Source organism: Floridaenema evergladense BLCC-F167, from assembly GCF_041929205.2.
In the GTDB taxonomy this organism is placed as follows: Bacteria; Cyanobacteriota; Cyanobacteriia; order Cyanobacteriales; family Aerosakkonemataceae; genus Floridanema; species Floridanema evergladense.
This window is the reverse complement of record NZ_CM171625.1, coordinates 5,399,504-5,417,716: the sequence shown is the minus strand read 5'-3', so window position 1 is coordinate 5,417,716 and position 18,213 is coordinate 5,399,504. Positions and strand designations below refer to the sequence as shown.

The 18,213-nt window shown below is 40.5% G+C and carries 17 protein-coding genes and 1 other RNA gene; 6 read left to right on the top strand and 12 right to left on the bottom strand.

Annotated features, from left to right (window positions below; all coding sequences use genetic code 11):
- Window positions 1–52: 52 nt before the first annotated feature.
- From glgP to ACE1CA_RS26125, 3 genes are all read right to left on the bottom strand, one after another.
- Complete coding sequence (gene glgP / locus ACE1CA_RS26135) at window positions 53–2,692, bottom strand: alpha-glucan family phosphorylase (RefSeq protein ID WP_413279960.1); 2,640 nt, start codon at window positions 2,690–2,692, stop codon at window positions 53–55.
- A gap of 114 nt (window positions 2,693–2,806) precedes the next feature.
- Entirely contained in the window at window positions 2,807–3,871 is a 1,065-nt protein-coding gene (locus ACE1CA_RS26130; protein ID WP_413279959.1) for a pentapeptide repeat-containing protein, read from the bottom strand.
- Window positions 3,872–3,989: 118 nt separating this feature from the next.
- Entirely contained in the window at window positions 3,990–4,190 is a 201-nt protein-coding gene (locus ACE1CA_RS26125) for a ribbon-helix-helix domain-containing protein (RefSeq protein WP_413279958.1), read from the bottom strand.
- A 126-nt stretch (window positions 4,191–4,316) separates the two neighbouring features.
- Between ACE1CA_RS26125 and ACE1CA_RS26120 the strand changes: the two genes are divergently transcribed.
- The gene (locus ACE1CA_RS26120) at window positions 4,317–4,652 is read left to right on the top strand and encodes a hypothetical protein (RefSeq protein ID WP_413279957.1); all 336 of its coding nucleotides are present in this window, start codon (window positions 4,317–4,319) and stop codon (window positions 4,650–4,652) included.
- A gap of 122 nt (window positions 4,653–4,774) precedes the next feature.
- Here ACE1CA_RS26120 and ssrA read toward each other — a convergent pair.
- Both ssrA and ACE1CA_RS26110 read right to left on the bottom strand, forming a co-directional pair.
- Window positions 4,775–5,167: a transfer-messenger RNA gene (gene ssrA, locus ACE1CA_RS26115) on the bottom strand.
- Window positions 5,168–5,349: 182 nt separating this feature from the next.
- The gene (locus ACE1CA_RS26110) at window positions 5,350–5,562 is read right to left on the bottom strand and encodes a hypothetical protein (RefSeq protein WP_413279956.1); all 213 of its coding nucleotides are present in this window, start codon (window positions 5,560–5,562) and stop codon (window positions 5,350–5,352) included.
- Window positions 5,563–5,738: 176 nt separating this feature from the next.
- On the opposite strand from ACE1CA_RS26110, the gene ACE1CA_RS26105 reads away from it, so the two are divergent.
- The 3 genes from ACE1CA_RS26105 (at window position 5,739) to ACE1CA_RS26095 (ending at window position 8,377) form a co-directional block, all read left to right on the top strand.
- Window positions 5,739–6,902, top strand: a complete 1,164-nt coding sequence (locus tag ACE1CA_RS26105) for a GNAT family N-acetyltransferase (RefSeq protein ID WP_486517543.1) — start codon at window positions 5,739–5,741, stop codon at window positions 6,900–6,902.
- Window positions 6,903–6,997: 95 nt separating this feature from the next.
- Entirely contained in the window at window positions 6,998–7,696 is a 699-nt protein-coding gene (locus ACE1CA_RS26100) for a metallophosphoesterase family protein (RefSeq protein WP_413276076.1), read from the top strand.
- A 39-nt stretch (window positions 7,697–7,735) separates the two neighbouring features.
- A complete protein-coding gene (locus tag ACE1CA_RS26095; protein WP_413276075.1) occupies window positions 7,736–8,377 on the top strand; it encodes a type I restriction endonuclease in 642 nt (213 codons plus the stop codon).
- Window positions 8,378–8,486: 109 nt separating this feature from the next.
- Here the strand turns inward: ACE1CA_RS26095 and mutS are convergent, their stop codons facing one another.
- From mutS to ACE1CA_RS26075, 4 genes are all read right to left on the bottom strand, one after another.
- Window positions 8,487–11,177 carry a DNA mismatch repair protein MutS gene (mutS, locus tag ACE1CA_RS26090; protein WP_413276074.1) on the bottom strand — a complete coding sequence of 897 codons (2,691 nt, stop codon included), beginning with the start codon at window positions 11,175–11,177 and terminating at the stop codon, window positions 8,487–8,489.
- Window positions 11,178–11,297: 120 nt separating this feature from the next.
- Window positions 11,298–11,465, bottom strand: coding sequence for a hypothetical protein (locus tag ACE1CA_RS26085; protein WP_413276073.1), 168 nt, complete (start codon window positions 11,463–11,465; stop codon window positions 11,298–11,300).
- A gap of 45 nt (window positions 11,466–11,510) precedes the next feature.
- Window positions 11,511–11,951 carry an NUDIX hydrolase gene (locus tag ACE1CA_RS26080; protein WP_413276072.1) on the bottom strand — a complete coding sequence of 147 codons (441 nt, stop codon included), beginning with the start codon at window positions 11,949–11,951 and terminating at the stop codon, window positions 11,511–11,513.
- A complete protein-coding gene (locus tag ACE1CA_RS26075; RefSeq protein ID WP_413276071.1) occupies window positions 11,948–12,334 on the bottom strand; it encodes a hypothetical protein in 387 nt (128 codons plus the stop codon). Before ACE1CA_RS26075 ends, ACE1CA_RS26080 begins: the two co-directional genes overlap by 4 nt.
- A 251-nt stretch (window positions 12,335–12,585) precedes the next feature.
- Here ACE1CA_RS26075 and folD point away from each other — a divergent pair, with 251 nt between their 5' ends.
- Window positions 12,586–13,449, top strand: a complete 864-nt coding sequence (gene folD / locus ACE1CA_RS26070) for a bifunctional methylenetetrahydrofolate dehydrogenase/methenyltetrahydrofolate cyclohydrolase FolD (protein ID WP_413276070.1) — start codon at window positions 12,586–12,588, stop codon at window positions 13,447–13,449.
- A 99-nt stretch (window positions 13,450–13,548) separates the two neighbouring features.
- On the opposite strand, the gene ACE1CA_RS26065 is transcribed toward folD, so the two are convergent.
- Window positions 13,549–14,433 carry a carbohydrate ABC transporter permease gene (locus ACE1CA_RS26065; RefSeq protein WP_413276069.1) on the bottom strand — a complete coding sequence of 295 codons (885 nt, stop codon included), beginning with the start codon at window positions 14,431–14,433 and terminating at the stop codon, window positions 13,549–13,551.
- A gap of 19 nt (window positions 14,434–14,452) precedes the next feature.
- Here ACE1CA_RS26065 and purN point away from each other — a divergent pair, with 19 nt between their 5' ends.
- Entirely contained in the window at window positions 14,453–15,115 is a 663-nt protein-coding gene (gene purN, locus ACE1CA_RS26060; protein WP_413276068.1) for a phosphoribosylglycinamide formyltransferase, read from the top strand.
- A 265-nt stretch (window positions 15,116–15,380) separates the two neighbouring features.
- Here the strand turns inward: purN and ACE1CA_RS26055 are convergent, their stop codons facing one another.
- Both ACE1CA_RS26055 and ACE1CA_RS26050 read right to left on the bottom strand, forming a co-directional pair.
- Window positions 15,381–15,806 (bottom strand): SH3 domain-containing protein, encoded by a 426-nt coding sequence (locus ACE1CA_RS26055; RefSeq protein WP_413276067.1) that lies wholly within the window; start codon window positions 15,804–15,806, stop codon window positions 15,381–15,383.
- 450 nt (window positions 15,807–16,256) lie between these two features.
- The gene (locus ACE1CA_RS26050; protein WP_459563554.1) at window positions 16,257–17,831 is read right to left on the bottom strand and encodes a B12-binding domain-containing radical SAM protein; all 1,575 of its coding nucleotides are present in this window, start codon (window positions 17,829–17,831) and stop codon (window positions 16,257–16,259) included.
- Window positions 17,832–18,213: the final 382 nt, after the last annotated feature.

Genomic DNA, 18,213 nt, shown 5'->3' with positions numbered 1-18,213 from the left:
ACCACAATTTTAGCCCCCTCCCCGTACACGGGGAGGGGGTTGGGGGTAGGGTTTATTGTGCCCAAAGAATCAATCCCAAATTATAAGGATTGCTAAGATATTCATGCTTAGGTAAAACTCGCAAAGACATTCCTTGCAAACCACTAGAAGTGTAGGTAATGTTGCCAGTATAGATGCTAATTCCATGAGAATCAGCACCTTGGTAATCCATTTCTGTGGGCATTCCGTTGACAATATCTCCGCTTGCGTTTAACAGTCCAGTGTAGAGTTCTACGCGCACATGATCGGAACTAATTCCTGCTAAATTAATTCTGGCTTTAACATGGACTGTTTGGTTGATTTGAATCTGTTCTCCTTCTGAAACATCAACGCTTTCAATTTTCATGTTGTACCACTGGTCAAACATTGTGTTTTTCCACTCAGCTAACTCTTTAGCAGGTTTGTAGTTTTCCGAAGTCATGGTAAAGTAGCGATCGCAAGCTGGGAAATAAGCCCTAGAAGCATATTCTCGCACCATTCTTGCCGTATTAAAATAAGGACAATTAATGCGAATTGCATCTTTCATTTTGCTTACCCAACTGCGCGGAGTACCTTCAGCATCACGATTATAAAATAACGGTACTACCTCTTTTTCAATGCAATCATAAAGTGCATTTGCTTCCACTTCATCTTGATAATTTGGATCGTCATAATCTTCCCCATGACCAATAGGCCAACCAGTGCGGACATAATCAGCTTCATCCCACCAACCGTCCAAAACACTAAGGTTTAAAAGACCGTTCATCGAAGCTTTCATTCCACTTGTACCAGAAGCTTCTCTCGGTCTTCTCGGAGTATTTAACCACACATCGCACCCCGCAATCATGTGTCGGGCAACATTTAAATCGTAATCGGGAATAAACACCACATTCCGACTCAAATTTTCTTCCCCAATTACATGGTTAATTGCTTTAATTAACTCTTTACCAGGAATATCTTGAGGGTGTGCTTTTCCAGCAATAACAAATTGCACTCTCCGCGACTTATTTCCCAACATAATTCGCTTGATGCGTTCTATATCTCGCATCCATAAAGTTGCCCGTTTATAAGTAGCAAATCTACGAGCAAACCCAATAGTTAAAACACTCGGATCGAGAACTTCTGCTGCTTGGGAAATTTGGTCTACTGAAGCACTCCTTTCCCGGAATTTTTTGACTAATCTTTCCCTGGTAAATACGATTAATTCGGCGCGACAACGTTCATGATATCGCCATAATTCTTCATCCGGTATTGCGGTTACTTTCTCCCACAAAGGATCGCTGCTAGATGCCCTTTCCCAACGTGGACCTAAATAGCGATCGTACAAACCCTGCATGACCGGAGAAACACAACTACGGGCATGAACACCATTAGTAATTGATGTAATTGGTACTTCATCCACAGGTAAACTAGGCCATAAACCTTTAAACATTTCCCGTGAAACTACACCATGCAATTTGGCAACCCCATTCACAAAAGATGCCATTTTTATTGCCAAAATTGCCATACTAAATGGCGCACTCAAATCACCAGTATTTTCCCGCCCTAAAGCCAAAAATTCTTCCTTTTGTAAACCGAATATCTCACCGTAATAACCCAAGTAATAAAGGATTTTATCAGGAGGGAACAGGTCAATTCCTGCTGGTACAGGAGTATGCGTAGTAAAAATACTACTCGCAGCAACTACCTGTTTTGCTTGAGCAAAATTTAAGCCTTGTTCTTGAATTAAAACCCGGATACGTTCTAAAGACAAAAAGGCAGAGTGACCTTCATTCTTATGGAAAGCTGTTGGTTTTAATCCCAAAGCAGTTAAAGCACGCACCCCACCAATTCCTAACATCATTTCTTGGTGAATCCGCATATCAACATCACCGCCATATAATCTGTCAGTAATATCGTGGTCGTACTTACTAGCGTTGGCATCAATGTTTGTATCGAGCAAATACAAAGGTACAGTTCCTACTTGCACCCGCCAAATTCGCGCATAAACTTTTCGCCCAGGATAATCTACTTCAATGATAATTTCTGAACCATCTGGATGGCGTTCCAGATGCAAAGGCATATTGTAAAAATCATTAATTGGGTAATGCTCAGTTTGCCAACCATCAGCATTAAGAAATTGGCTAAAATAACCTTCTTGATAAAGTAAACCGACACCAACTAAAGGTAATCCTAAATCACTAGCAGATTTTAAATGATCTCCGGCTAAAACGCCTAAACCACCGGAATAAATGGGTAAGCAATCTGTTAACCCAAATTCCATCGAAAAATAAGCGTAACATTCTGTTTGGTTAGTGGATAATGAGTCATATCTATGAGGTAAAGCTTCTGAGTCTTCTCCGCTACTTGCTACTTTTGACCCTGTACTTAACTTACGGTTTTTGTGATACCAAGTTAATCGATGGTGGTAATCTTCTAATTGTTGAGCCGCCCTTTCCATTTGGGCAATAAAACCTTCATCTTCTGCAACTTCTTGCAATCGACTTTGGGAGATTGTCCCAAGCATTAAAACTGGATTGTGGCGGCTAGATTCCCACAAATCTCGGTCTAAACGACGAAATAAATCTTTAGTATCAACGTTCCAATCCCAATGTAAGTTATAAGCTAACTGCCGCAGGGGTTCTAAGCGCGGCGGTAAGGAAGGTGTAACGTTAAATGTCCGAATTGGCTGCATCTTAAGCAGAACCTCTTGAGTCTCATTAAGGTTATTTTTACCTTAGTTCTGCCTGAAACTGGGATATCTTAACAGTTTCTTGGGACATAGTTTAAATGCTACAAGAAACTGTTGCTAGGATCGATCGCCTGAAAACTCCTCAAAAAATGCCCCTGCTTTAATTAACTCTTGCTTCATTAATAATGAAACTCCCTGGTTATTACTAAATAGCGCATTTTCAACACAAGTACCCATCAAGTTAGCACCACTCAAATTGGCACCACTTAGATTACTACCACTCAAGTTGGCATTACTTAAGTCAGCATGACATAAATCAGCACGACACAGCTTGGCAGTACTCAAATCGGCATCACTCAGATAACTACCTCTGAGATTGGCACCTTTGAGGTTAGCACGATTCAAGTTAGCGCCTCTGAGGTCAGCACCTCTAAGATTGGTATGATTCAGGTTACTATTTCTGAGGTCAGAATCTCTAAGGTTGGCACCTCTGAGATTAGCACCTTTGAAGTTGGCACGACTCAGGATAGCAACACTCATATTGCTCAAAGTCAGATTGGCATCTCTAAGATTAGCACTTCTCAGGTTTCCACCACTCAGGTCAGCACCACTAAAATCGCAATCACTCAAATCACAATTACTCAGGTTGGCACCACTCAGGTACGCACCGCTGAAATCACAATTATTCAAGTCAGCATCACTCAGGTTGGCAAAACTCAGGTTAGCACCACTAAGATCGCAATTACTCAGGTCGGCACCATTTAAGTTAGTATTACTCAGGTTAGCACCGCTCAAGTAAGCACCTCTTAGGTTGGTATTACTTAGGTTAGCGTTACTCAGGTCGCAATCACTTAAATCTGCTGCCATTAAATTGGCATGGACTAAATAAACAGAACTCAAATTAGCATCGCGCAAGTCAACGCCGCGCAAATTTCGCCTCATAACTTGCTTAGTGCGGATTTCTTCTAATAACTGCAATTTTTGGTTGCTGCTTTCTTCATCTGTGATGCTTTCCGGTGATATTTGGATATTCTGAACTAGAAAATCATTTATCTTAGTTAGTTTTCCTGACTTACAATCCGATAACAGGATATCGATATCTTTCGGAGAGGCTTTGATTACTAATTTGATACTGTTTGGTTTAACAGTAATAAGTTTAATTTTCGGGCTAATTATTTGCATCGTTGAATTTACCACTATTTCAAAAAAGAGCTAGATTTTGCTTGATTTACTGTTGAAAAGTACAGATTCTCAAGGAAATTTGAGCATCCAAATTCCAGATAAATGCTAAAGGGAAACATTACTCCTCCTCTTGATTTTTCTTGGCGGCACGTTTTTCTAAGGCTTTATCCACAAGCTTGGCAAGAATGTAGGATACAGAGCGTTCTTCTTCCTTTGCCCATTCTTCGAGGGCTTGCTTCTGTTTTTTAGAAATGTAGGTTGCAACTATCTCCAGTTTGCGCTTTCCGCCCACAGCACTATTCTCCAAAGCTACTATCACATTTTATCTCCTTACTATCTCTTAGCTTATAGTACAATACTAACATATTAAATATAATATGTGCTATTGTAGCAGTATGACAACAAGTTTACTAAAGATATGAAAATGTCAAGGCCGGAAAAGACTATGACCAGCTTAATCGAAGGATTAAAAGCTGAAGTTGCTCGTTTGAATCTGGGAACTGAATATCCAAACGGATGGGGGATGATTCGCTTTGAGGCTCTTGCTAAAGCGATCGAAGATTGGGGACAATTAGAAAAAGAACTGTTTCCAGAGATACTGTCTCTAGCCAAAGAGCATGGTATAGAAGATAAACTGCTCTGTTGGTTCGGTACGTCTGAGTTTAGTGTGTGCGTACTGGCGAGGGATGATGCCCTTGCCACCCTTGCCAATCTGGAAAAATTACCGGATAGCTCAAATTCTGAAGAGGCGATAAAGGTGATTCAGATTACTCAATGGTAGAGCTGCGTTAAGCTTTCTCTGTAAATACCAGCATTGTAATTTTTAGCTTTGCCTTTCTATAAAAAAATTAGACCACCCAATAATGGGTGGTCATATAGTTTCGGTATAGCGCTTTCGGTATAAAATGGAGCTGAGCCGAATTGAACGGCTGTCCAAACCGGGTATTTACCTCCCGCTCCTTCACAGGTTTAGCCTATCTGATCCTCAAGGCGGGAATCGTCCATTATCCCGGACAATGGGATGCTCTGGTGAGTTCTTTGCTAGTAAATCTACCAGAGACAACTTACTAGCGCATCCGTTGGGGTTGTTTCTGTATTCCTTAACGGAGTCGGTTTACAGATGCTCGTAACCTAAATTAGAGGTTATTATGCAACAGCTACTGCTGTGCGAGCAAAAGGAACGATGTTGTTTTTCGCCTTTACTTTTTTTTGAGCCCGGTATTAGCGAGAGAAGACTCACTCTCGACCTGTATCACGAGACAGCGTTCGCCGACCTGTCGAAACCATTACAGCCCCCTGTCTCACACTTCTTATTATAGTGCTTTCTTCAGTGCTGTGTGTAAAAAATATGTGAAGTTTTTTCGATCGTCTAGTAAAGTTAGGTAGCGACTTCTCTGATTTGGGTAGTAACCGAATGTTGTTTTAGGGCGATCGCACCTTGTCCGTAATACTACTTAGAAAAACCTAATCTTTATTAATTAGCGTAGCTGCCGGGAAATCATTTTTTCCAACTCAGCTTGAGTTTGATGTAAAAGCTGTTCTCGGCTGTCTACGGCTTGAGTCAAAGTTGGGACTAAGTTACGTGCTTGTAAAGCCATGTGAAGTTGGAGATGAGCTACGTACTCGCTAAAATCTTCACGAACTGTATTGTGGCGGGCTGGAAGTGATTGCAAGTTCAAAGTATTCTCCATGCTTTAATCTCAACTCTCTTAGTTCGGTAAGTCAACATGAACGAAGGTATCACGACAGTTTTGCTATCAGTAAATTCTGTAATGAACTTTAACGTTTTTTCTGATTGATTGTTGCAAAGCATAAAATTTACACTTTAATTGTTTAAATTTCTTTGCATTTCTAAGGATGAGATTGTATGAAACTTCATCGAGAATTTGGTTTACTTTCTCAAGAAGAAGCGAAACAATTAGCAGCTATTCTTGGTCAATGTTTTGCTTTTACTGACACTCAGAGATATTTCGATCGCATAGGTTTAGACAACTTTCGGGTGATTCGGGAAGGGGAAAAAATAGTTGGGGGTTTGGGTATATACCAGATGGGACAATGGTTTGGGGGTAAAAGTGTCCCAATGGCGGGACTAGCAGCAGTGGGAGTACCGCCAGAACAGCGGGGAACGGGGGTTGCTTTTGAGTTGCTGTCGCAGACGCTTCAGGAACTCCACGAAAGGGAAGTACCGATTTCAGCACTTTATCCGGCGACGCAAAGATTGTATCGCAAAGTCGGTTACGAACAGGGAGGCTATTTTTGTCGGCTGGAGGTTCCGACTAATAGTATAGGATTGAGCGATCGCACTCTTCCCATCCAACCTGTAAATCCGATCGATTACCAAATTTTTTCTGACATTTATTGTCAATCAGCCATTAAAATAAATGGCAATCTCGATCGGAACCAAGCAATTTGGTTAGGAATTATCCAGCCACGAGAACAGGAAGTAATTTATGCTTACTTGGTGGGTTCGCAAAGCCAACCAGAAGGTTATATTATTTTCCGTCAAAACTCCAAAGAATCCCAATTAATAATTTTAGATTGGGTAGCTTTGAGCACATCAGCAGCGAGATGTTTGTGGACATTTGTCGCCGATCATCGTTCTCAAATTGAAACAGCTATGTGGCGTGGTTCAATTATTCATCCACTACTATTATTTTTGCCCGAACAAACAGCCAAGGTAAAAAATTCAAGTATCTGGATGCTACGGATAATTGATGTAGTAAAAGCACTCTCAGAACGTGGTTATCCAGTAGGGGTAGAAGCTGAGTTACACTTAATGGTTCAAGATGATTTATTGACCAATAATAATGGCAATTTTATTCTCAGGGTGTCTGGTGGAAGTGGGGAAGTAACGAAGGGAGGTAAAGGCGAGTTACGGTTAAACATAAGTGGACTCTCACCTCTTTACACGGGACTTTATACACCCCACCAACTACAATTTAGTGGTTTTTTAGAAGCTTGCGATCGAGTTCTTGCCACTGCCACAGAAATTTTTGCTAGTTCTGTACCTTGGATGGCAGATTTCTTTTAATTATTTGCTCTTTTGTATTTATAGCAACTACCAAAATAATTACTGCCTTCTGTCTGTTAATCATAGTACTTCACTGTTGCCTGTTCCTTGGGGAAATGATTTTATTTGCGGGAGATCCTCACGGTGATTTTCAACCAATTATTCGGGGTGTAAAAGCTTACTCTCCACAAGCTGTAGTGTTGTTAGGTGATTGTGATTTAGATCGATCGCTTGATGAAGAACTTGCCGAAATAATAGATAAAACCGAAGTTTGGTTTATCCCCGGTAATCATGACGGCGATCAAGATAGTTGGTATGATAACTTGTTTGGGTCTAAGTTGGGCGATCGGAACTTACATGGCAGAGTAGTAGAAATTGATGGCAAAAGAATAGCAGGATTAGGCGGAGTTTTTCGCGAGAAAATTTGGCGACCTCCCGCAAAACCCAGATTTCCCACTCGCCAAGATTTACTCCGTACTTGCGGTAGAGGACAACGCTGGCGCGATAGCATACCCCGCAAACACCACGTAACTATTTTTTGGCAAGAATATGTCGCACTTTGGAAACAACAAGCAGATATTTTAGTAACCCATGAAGCGCCATCTTCCCATCGTTTCGGATTTAAAGAATTAGACGATTTAGCTTTAGCACTTGGCGCAAATAAAATGTTTCATGGTCATCATCACGAACATTATAGTAGAACAATTTGTCGGGGTAAAATTATGGTGCATGGAGTAGGTAAAGCTGGCATTTGCGACGAAAATGGCAATGTTTTAATCGCTGGCAAAGAACATTGTCAACCTCGCCTAAAATAGTCAGCAACTTGAGAATTAAGTATAGGTAAATAAGGTTAAATGCTGCAATCAATTCCGGCTAATGAGGTAACACTTCGCGAACTCAAACAGGCATTTGGGTTACATCTGGCTCAAAATCAAAACTTTTTCTCGCAGTGGTCTACTGATAATCTACCTTTGAATTTGAGTGAGGTAGAACAGCATTTGTTAGATCGGGTGAAAGCCAATTTTACGGAATTGATGGAAGATCCACCAATGCTAGAAAACAGCGTCAAAATGGTAGTGCTGGCTCCGTTACTAGATTTAGCGAATTTTTATCACAAACCGTTTCGGATTGAGACAGAAACTAGTGTTGATGTGGAGTTAGAAGATGAAGGCAAAGTGATTCGGGGGCGGATTGATGTGCTAGTGTTGAAAAATCGCTTGTGGCTGTTGGTTATTGAGTCGAAGCGAAGTGATTTTGCGGTGACAAGGGCAATTCCTCAAGCACTGGCTTATATGTTGAGCAACCCAGAGATGGCTCAACCAACGTTCGGTATGATTACGAATGGGAATGAGTTTTTGTTTTTGAAAGCGACTCGTCAACCGACTGCGGAATATGCAAACTCTAGGCTTTTTTCGTTGCTCAATCCAAGTAATGAACTTTATCTTGTGTTGCAAATTTTGAGGCGATTGGGAGAGGAGGCGATCGAAAGTTCTTAGTAATACCAATTCTCTATGAAGATGCACTTACCAACCCCTCCCCGTCTACAGGGAGGGGCTAATGATTAAGCGCAATTTTACAGAGAATTGGTATAACGATACAAAACAATCAAAATTCAGAACTTTCTTGAACATTAATTGGTTCCTCATCTGCGAAAGGAATTTCTAGATTTTTCTTAGTCGATTTCTTTTTAGTAGAACTGCGTTGATTTTGTACACCTTCCCTTAAACCCACAGCAATTTTACTATGCTTTTCTATTTGTCCCATTACTTGTTTTGCGCGTTGAATTACTACAGGAGGTAAACCTGCTAAACGTCCCGCTTCTATGCCATAAGATTTATCTGCGCCGCCCGGTTGTACTTGATGTAAAAAGACAATTTTATCGGGGAACTCTTTCACCGTTACTTGATAATTTGCCACGTTTGGTAACATAGAAGCTAATTCGTTTAATTCATGATAGTGAGTCGCAAAAATTGTTCTTGCTCTAATTTCTGTTGCTAAATATTCTGCTACCGCCCAAGCAATAGAAAGTCCATCAAAAGTTGCTGTACCTCGCCCAATTTCATCTAATAAAACCAACGATTTTGCAGTAGCATGATTTAAAATATTCGCTGTTTCGTTCATTTCTACCATAAAAGTAGATTGACCTGTCGCTAAATCATCTACTGCGCCGACACGGGTGAAAATGCGATCGCAAATCCCCAAAGTCGCCGCCTTAGCTGGTACAAAGCTCCCAATTTGGGCTATTAACTGAATTAAACCCACCTGCCTTAAATAACAACTCTTGCCACTCGCATTTGGCCCTGTTAAAATAACTAAATCTGGGCTGTTATTGGTCATTTGTTCTTCGTCATTTGTGCATCCTAACTTAGTAGAATTTGGCACAAAAAAACCAGAAGGCAAAGACTGTTCAACCACCGGATGTCGCCCATCAATAATATTAATTTCTCGCCCTTCAATCATATTTGGACGACAATAATCTTGAGCTACTGCTATCTCTGCTAAACCCCCTAAAACATCAGCAGCAGCAACAGCACGAGAAATATTGCGAATTAACTCAGCTTCTTGGGCAACTTCCGCCCTCAAACTAACAAAAATCTCATATTCCAAACGGTTTAAATCTTCTCGCGCCGTGAGAATTCGATTCTCTCTTTCCTTCAATTCCGGTGTAATATATCTCTCCTCATTAGTGAGAGTTTGTTTCCGAATATAATTATCAGGAACTTGGTCAGCTTTAGCGCGAGAAATGCTGATATAATAACCAAAAGATTTGGTATAACCTACTTTTAAATTAGAAATTCCAGTTCGAGTTCTTTCGGTTGCTTCTAAATTCGCCAACCATTGTCGATCGTCTTCCGCCTCTTGGCGCATGGCATCTAATTGAGCATTTATTTCAGGACGAATTAACCCACCTTCGGTAATATGAATTGGCGGAGATTCAACTAAATGATTATGCAATCTTTGGGCTAATTGTTCTAGAATTGGCGGAACTTTTTGTAGAGTTCTTAAATAGGGAGAACGGGCATTTTCTACTAATTTGGCTAACTCTGGTAAGCGCTTTAAAGAGTCAGCTAAAGCAACTAAATCTCTGGCGCTTGCTGTTCCTGAACCTGCACGTCCTGTCAATCTTTCTAAATCGTAGATTTGCCGTAATAATTGGCGTAATTCATGGCGCAAAGAAACATTTTCTACTAATTCTTGAATTGTATCTTGTCTAGCTCTAATTCCTTTAAGATCTAATAATGGTTGCAATAACCAACGACGCAAAGAACGTCCGCCCATTGTAGTGCAAGTTTTATCGATCGCCCACAATAAAGAACCATGAAAACTCCCATCTCTAACAGTTTGGGTAATTTCCAAATTGCGGCGACTTTGATGATCGAGAATTAAGAAATCTGTTAAAGTATAAGTGCGTAAAGGTTGCAGGGGAACTTGATTATTTTTTTGGGTATCTTCCAAATATTGTAATAAACCACCAGCAGCACGCACCGCTAAAGGGAGATGTTCGCAACCTAAACCTTCTAGCGATCGTACTTTAAACTTCTGCAAAAGTCGCTGTTTCGCTTCACCCAAAGTAAAGGGAATTTGCGGACGTAAAGCATAACAAAAATTTGGCGGTAATACATCGGGTAAATGTTCAGATTTCTCTCCCGGACGTAGTAAACTACCTAAATCGGGTGCATTAGTTGGAATCAGCACTTCCGCAGGTTGTAAACGCATTAATTCCTGAGATAAATGCTCTAAATTACTCGATTGAATAGTTAAGAATTCACCTGTAGAAATATCTGCATAAGCTAAACCCCAGTGCGTATTAGCAATAACAACTGCTGCTAAATAATTATTGCGCCGCCCTTTTAACATTCCCTCTTCTAACAAAGTTCCCGGCGTAAGAACTCGCGTCACTTCTCGCTTAACTAAACCTACAGCTTCCGCAGCATCTTCTACTTGATCGCAAATGACAACCGCATAGCCTTTTTCTACTAGTTGAGTTGTGTAACGTTCCCAAGCATGGTGAGGTACACCTGTCATCGGTACTCTACCAACTTCGCCCCCATGTTTGCTAGTTAAAACTAAATCTAATTCTCTAGCAATGGCGATCGCATCTTGGAAAAAAGTTTCAAAGAAATCTCCAACACGATACAATAATAAAGAGTGAGGATATTTATCTTTTACTTCTACATAATGCTGATACATTTTGCTGAGTTTTTCGCGATCGATTACTCGATAATCAGCATTGGGAATGTCATCTTCTTGAACTTTATTTTTTTTAGGATTTGGGGTAGATGCGGAGTAAGTCATCGCCAATAAATTAACCTTTCTATAAATTTACTATAGTTTTCAAATTTTTGCTTGTTTTGAACCGCACAGAGAAGATAAGGAAGATTTTCTATTGTATCAAGATTTAAACTTGTGTATTTCTCAAATTGCACTTCTCCTTTTCTTTTGAGTTTTCGGTGGTGGTTGCTGTGCTTTCAACTGTTCGTCAGCAGTCAAAAACTCTACCTGATAACCTTTGTTAGCATAGAAATCGCCTACTTTTTTGATGGTAGCATCCCCGATCGAATTTTTTGCAACTGCCAGCTGCATAATTCATAATTGTATGTTTCAGCATTAACCACCCCCAATAGCGAGTTAAATTTTAGTCTGTGCTTCTACAAAATCTAACAGAATTCGCTGGTGTCGATCGCCCAACGGACGCACCTCCCCCGCAACTTCCGAATAACAATTACCCCGGCGAATATCATCAACACTTAACAACCCCATATCCCAACCTTCACCTAACACTAAATCCTTTAATTCAACGGTTAACTCCCCATGAAAAACATGACGCACTACTACATTAGGATCTTCGTAATCACGGAAATGATATAAAACCGGAGGAACATAACCAATTTCTTCTTTTAATTCTCGCTTCACTGCTATTTCTGGAGGTTCATTTGGTTCCAAATGTCCGCCGAAAAAAGCCCAATAACCGGGATAAACAATAGTCGGAATGTTGTCTCGTAATTGCATCAAAAATTTGCCATCCCGGTAAAGAATTGCTACTGCTACATGAACAACTTTAGTATTCAAAGTCTCTTTTGCTCCTCTATATAAAACTCACCAAATTCTTGACCACCCGCAACCACACTTTTATATACAACCTTGCCGCGAATGGTAATTTCTTGCTTTTGTTGCGGAAAAGGCTCTTTTGTAACTACAGTAATACTGCCAGTATCGTCTTTTAATTCATAAGCTCGTTTTCCCAAAAAAGGAATTAACTTAACCACATTACCTTTTAAGTAAACAGTAGAATTAATTTGGCTTTGCTGTTTTACTTCACTAACGTTGCTTACAGGAATATCGCTAGATAAAAAACCAATTCCCGATCTGTCAACTTGGGTACAGCTGAACAATCCGCCTATTAAGAGGATAGTTGTGCTAAGTTGTAATATTTGAATTAACTCTTGTTTCATCCCAGTTTCCTAAAGCGATCGCCAGTCCACTAGATTATCCCCCTAGATAGTAACTCAAGTTGATAGATATACGATTGAGTCTGGTAATAGGTAGCAACTAGTAAAAATCCCATTACTTACTACCTACCATTAATTTCAGCAGTAGATCGCAACCGGGAAAAATCAAAAATAACTCTAAAATTCTCCATCAAACTAACCAGTATTTGCGACACTAGTAGATCCAACGGCTCCAGATTATCAATTTATTAACTATGGAAGCAAAAATATTAGACGGTAAAGCTTTAGCCCAAAAAATTCAAGCCGAGCTAAAACAGCAAGTAGAGGAATTAACACCGAAAATAGGTCGATCGCCAGGGTTAGCAGTACTCATGGTAGGCGATAATCCAGCTAGTGCAGCCTACGTCCGCAATAAAGAACGCGCTTGCGAAAAAGTTGGCATTGCCTCTTTCGGGAAACATTTTCCTACAGAAACCACCCAGGAAGAACTCAAACAAGTAATTGACGAACTCAACAAGGACGATCGCGTAGATGGCATTTTAGTCCAGCTACCCCTCCCCGATGGATTAGATTCCGTCTCTTTGCTGCATCAAATAGACCCCGATAAAGACGCAGACGGACTACACCCAGTTAACTTAGGACGCTTAGTGAGAGGCGAACCCGGTTTACGCAGTTGCACTCCAGCAGGAGTCATGCGTTTGCTCGAAGAATATCAGATTCCGCTCAGAGGTCAAAAAGCGGTAGTTGTCGGACGCAGTATTTTAGTCGGTAAACCACTGGCTTTAATGTTACTAGCTGCCGATGCCACAGTGACGATCGCCCATTCCCGCAGTCAAAGCTTAGGCGAAATTACCCGCGATGCCGATATTCTAGTCGCCGCTGCTGGACGCAAAGACCTAATTACAGCCGATATGGTCAAACCTGAAGCCATTGTAATAGACGTAGGCATCAACAAAGTCACCGACGAAGCAGGTAAATCCCGACTAGTCGGAGATGTCAACTTTGATGCCGTCAAAACCGTAGCCAGTTACATCACCCCCGTCCCCGGAGGCATTGGCCCCATGACTGTTGCATTATTATTAGCAAATACCCTGTGGAGTTACACTCAGAAGAAGTGATTGGGGACTGGGGACAAGGGCGAGTTATGAGTTTTGAGTTTTAAGTTATTAATTCAAAACTTAAAACTTAAAACTCATAACTTTTTGCACCTCTGCCCACTATTCCTCGCCCCAAACTCGTAATTGCAGATACACCAAAACCAATGTTACTGCTAACAAAACTGTAGCCGCAGCTGCGGCATAACCAAAATCAAACTGACCAAAGGCTTGCTCATAAATATAGTAAACTAACAAATTAGTGGAATTTAAAGGCCCACCACCTGTAACTACATAAACTTGTTCAAAACTTCTTAAGGTAAAAATTGCTGTACTCACAGTAGCAAATACTAAAGTAGGTCTTAATCCTGGTAAAGTAATATGCCAAAATTGTTGCCATTCATTAGCGCCATCTAACTCCGCCGCTTCATAAAGATTGAGAGGAATGGCTTGTAGTCCAGCTAAAAATACTACTAAATTAAATCCTAATTGTTTCCAAATACTTAAGAGAATTATTACAGGCATTGCCCAAATAGTGCTGCTTAACCAAGGAATTGGACTAATACCAAAATTATTTAATAAACTATTAATTGGCCCATCATTTTGAAATAACCAACGAAATCCTAAACCAGCTGCGACTAAACTAGTAATTGAAGGAATAAAATAAGCTGTTCGTAATAGTCCTTTTAATGCGATCGATCGATTCAACAACACTGCTAAACCTAAAGGAAGAATTAAGCTAGGAATCACGGTAGCTACAGTAAAGTAAATAGTATTACCAATGATTTGCCAAAAATCAGAAGTGAGAATCAAGCGCAAATAATTTCTCGCACCTACCCAACGCACACCCGCTGTTGTAAAATTTCCCGCTGTAAAACTGAGATAAAACAGATAGACGATCGGCCATAAAATGAATACACCAAGTAATATGAGTGCTGGAGTTAAAAAAATCCATGCAGCGATCGCATCATCGTCTAGCCAGGATTTACCATATATTTTTAGCCGCAAAGTTTCCTCCCTTTTTGCTATGAATCTCAACAATACCTCAACTGATTTTACTCCTAGCTTAATTTCACCGTCGATTCCAAGTAGCCTTTTTATTCAAGGTGAACCCCTAAAATTAGGTATCATGGCTTCTGGGAGTGGCACAAATTTTGAAGCTATTGCTCGAGCGATCGCAGACAAACAGCTAAACGCTCAAATCCAAGTCGTAATCTACAACAATCCTGAAGCTAAAGTAGCAGCAAAGGCAGAACACTGGCAAGTTCCCGCAGTCCTCATCAATCATCGTAATTTTAAAAGTCGTAAAGACTGCGACACACAAATTGTCGAAACACTCCGCCACCATCAAGTAGAATGGGTGGTCATGGTAGGTTGGATGCGCGTCGTTACACCAACACTTTTAGATGCTTTTGCCAAACGAGTAATTAATATTCATCCCAGCTTGTTACCCAGCTTTAAAGGTTTAGGTGGCGTAGAACAAGCCTTAGCCGCTGGTGTACAAATTACAGGTTGCACAGTTCACATCGCTGTTCCTGAAGTCGATAGTGGGCCAATTTTAATTCAAGCTGCCGTTCCCGTCCTCCCCGATGATACCCCAGAAACTCTCCACGATCGGATTCAAGTACAAGAACACAAAATTATTGTTGCGGGAATCGCTTTAGCAGCTGCTCAATCTGCTGACTGGTAATGTTATCGTCCAGTTGATTACCCATAATGTAGAGACGTTTCATGAAACGTCTCTACATTATGGGTAATCAAACAAACGTGATAAGCTGTTCCGCATTTAAATTGGATTGTTTGGAAACAGAAGAAAATTCGTCTAATTCTCTCCCCTGCCCCCCTGCCCCCCTGCTCCCCTGCAATCTTAATAAGTGATTTAAATGCGTGACAGCTTATCACAGGTTCTTAGGTCTGAATAATGAATATTAGACTGGGGAAACACATTACAAAAACTATTGACAACCTTTTAAGAATTCACCGAAAACATAACCTTGAACTGGGCTAGAAATTTGCACCCAACCATTAGGAAAACGCCTAATAACTGTTACAGTAGTGTCATCATCCAATTGCTCAACAACTGGGCCATAAATGCGAGAACGAACGTTCAGTTTATAAACAACATTTTCATTACTCTTATTTTCGGCAACTACTTTGGCACAAGTGGTTTTAACTGTTGCTTGTGGTGATCGTGGGCGATTTGCAATTTTCCTAACGGTAGTTTTTTTGAGTGTAGTTTTTCTGACTAATCTATGAGAACGTTGGCTGACACGAGTAGTTTTTGTACAAGCATCAGAGGTTAAAGCGATCGTACCCAATATAGCCACTGTTAATAGTGCGATCGTCGTAACAGATTGCTTCCATAATTTGTTGATTTCCATAGGGTAAATCCTTTGGTAAAGTTATTCTATTGATAAATCAACCGATTATTTTGTTGATTATTTATCTATACATAAAAGATTCAGCTTTTATTAAACAATACCCTAAAAGTTGTATTTTGTCTGTTGATTACTACACAAAAACAGTAACAAAATAAAACAGGTAAAGTGAAGAAAAACAAAGAAATGTAAACCTGATATCATCACCATAGTAAAATAATCCTGGCACTAGAGATGGATTGAGTTATAAAATATTCCATCAGGAAAAAACCCAGCTTACTGGAGAAACTGGGTTAGTTTAATTAATTAAATTTAATGTCTCAGATCTTGCACCAGGGCTAAAAACCGGGTTTCTTGCAAATAGCTAACCCTGAAACCCTAGATTTTCCGTCAAGAAACCCGGTTTTTCCAGGCTTGTTGAGAATGGTGCCAGATCTGAGATGTGGCGGTAATCTAATGCACAGATGCGAGTTGATAACTCTCTTCTTCCTGGTGTTTTGCTTTTGCTTGTTTCATTGTTGCCAATTGTGTTAATAGTTGATCGCGCACTTCATAACGGTATTTAAAAAAGTGTTCGCCTACACCCAAGCTTGTCATGTAATCATAGAATAGCCGGGGTTTGAGAAGTGCGATCGCCAAAAATTGCCACCAAAAACGCCAGCGAGTCGAACGTAAAACCCCTTGTCGCCAACAAACCGCAGAAAACAAACGTAACTCCCTATAAGTAATCTTCGGCATCAACCTACCACGCCAACCATTCATCATCATAAAATGTCGGAAATTGCGTTTTAAAAAAGGCATTGGTTCGTAAATATTCCAAAACGCATCAATGTATTCCTCAACCAGTTCTTCTATAGGTCTTGTTGGCACAAAATTCATAATTGCGCCTTGGTGAAATGTTCCTAAACCATCCACCAAACGACCTTCTTTTTCCAGACGTTGCCACAATTGAGTATTTTGTAAAGCTTGCAGTAAGCTAAACTGACCTTGAGGAATTCCTGTAGCAGTAATAAACTCTTGAATGCGTTTACCAGCACCCGGACGTTCCCCATCGAAACCCATAATAAAACCAGACATAATTTGTAGTCCGGCTTTGGTAATTTTATGGCAAGATTCAACTAATGGATGACGAGTATTTTGATTCTTGTGGATGCCGAGTAAACTATCAGTATCTGGGGTTTCAATACCCATAAATAAGACAGTAAATCCAGCCTTAACCATTAACTCAATCATCTCGTCATCTTCTGCCAAATTCAGGGAAGCTTCCGTCAGCAAAATGAAAGGATAATTGCGTTCCTCCATCCAAGGAATCAAAGCTTTTAAAAATAGCTTGGCATTGCGTTTGTTGCCGATGAAATTGTCATCGACGATAAACACATAGCGATGCCAACCCATTTGATAAAGCACTTCCAATTCTGCTAACATTTGTTCGGGTGTTTTGGTGCGCGGTTTGCGTCCGTACAAGTTGATAATGTCACAAAATTCACATTGGAACGGACAACCCCGCGAAAACTGCACCGTGATTGCTAAATAAGCATCCATGTTTAACAAATCGAAGCGAGGAATGGGAGTTTGGGTAACATCTGGTTTTTCTGGGGAACGGAATATGCCTCGTTCTTCTCCCTTTTCCAAAGCTTCTAAGAACATGGGGATAGTGCATTCACCTTCATCTAAAATCAGGTAATTGGCTCCTGCTTCTAGTGCAAACTCCGGTACGGAAGTAGGAAAAGGCCCTCCGACAGCCACTTTTTTACCGAAGGCGACACCTTTTTGAATCAAGGCGCGAAAATCAGCTTTTTGCACGATCATTGCCGAGATCATGACAATATCGCACCATGCCCAATCTGCTTCGGTTTCTGGTGCAACGTTGCGATCGGCAAATCTAATTTCCCACTCTTTGGGCAGCATAGCGGCAACTGTAATCAATCCTAACGGTGGATTGGTCGATCGCAAACCCGCCAAATGCAAAGTTTCCTGATAACCCCAAAAAGAATTCGGAAAATTGGGCCAAATTAGTAAAGCTTTCATCTCTTTAACCTCTTGAAGTTGCTGAAAGTAGGGATTGGGGACTGGGGTAAGTTGTGAGTTTTGAATTTTGTAAGGGCAATTCATGAATTGCCCCTACTTTCTGCCCCCCAGCCCCTGTACTCTGTAAAAAGATTAGTAAGTTGAAAAAAGACAGAGAAAAAATGCTATAAAATGAGCTTGCTTGTGCAAGTAACCCGATTTTGCAAAAATTACCTGGTTTCCAGCTTACTTCCAATTTATTCAAAACGAACAGTGGATTTTAGTAACGTTTTGTGAAGTTTGTTTGTAGATGCTTTAAGGAAATTGCCGAAAATTTAAGAATCAAAAAATGTAAAACTAGTTAGGTGAGTTATTTAAACAACCTTTAGGCAAGTTCCAGATA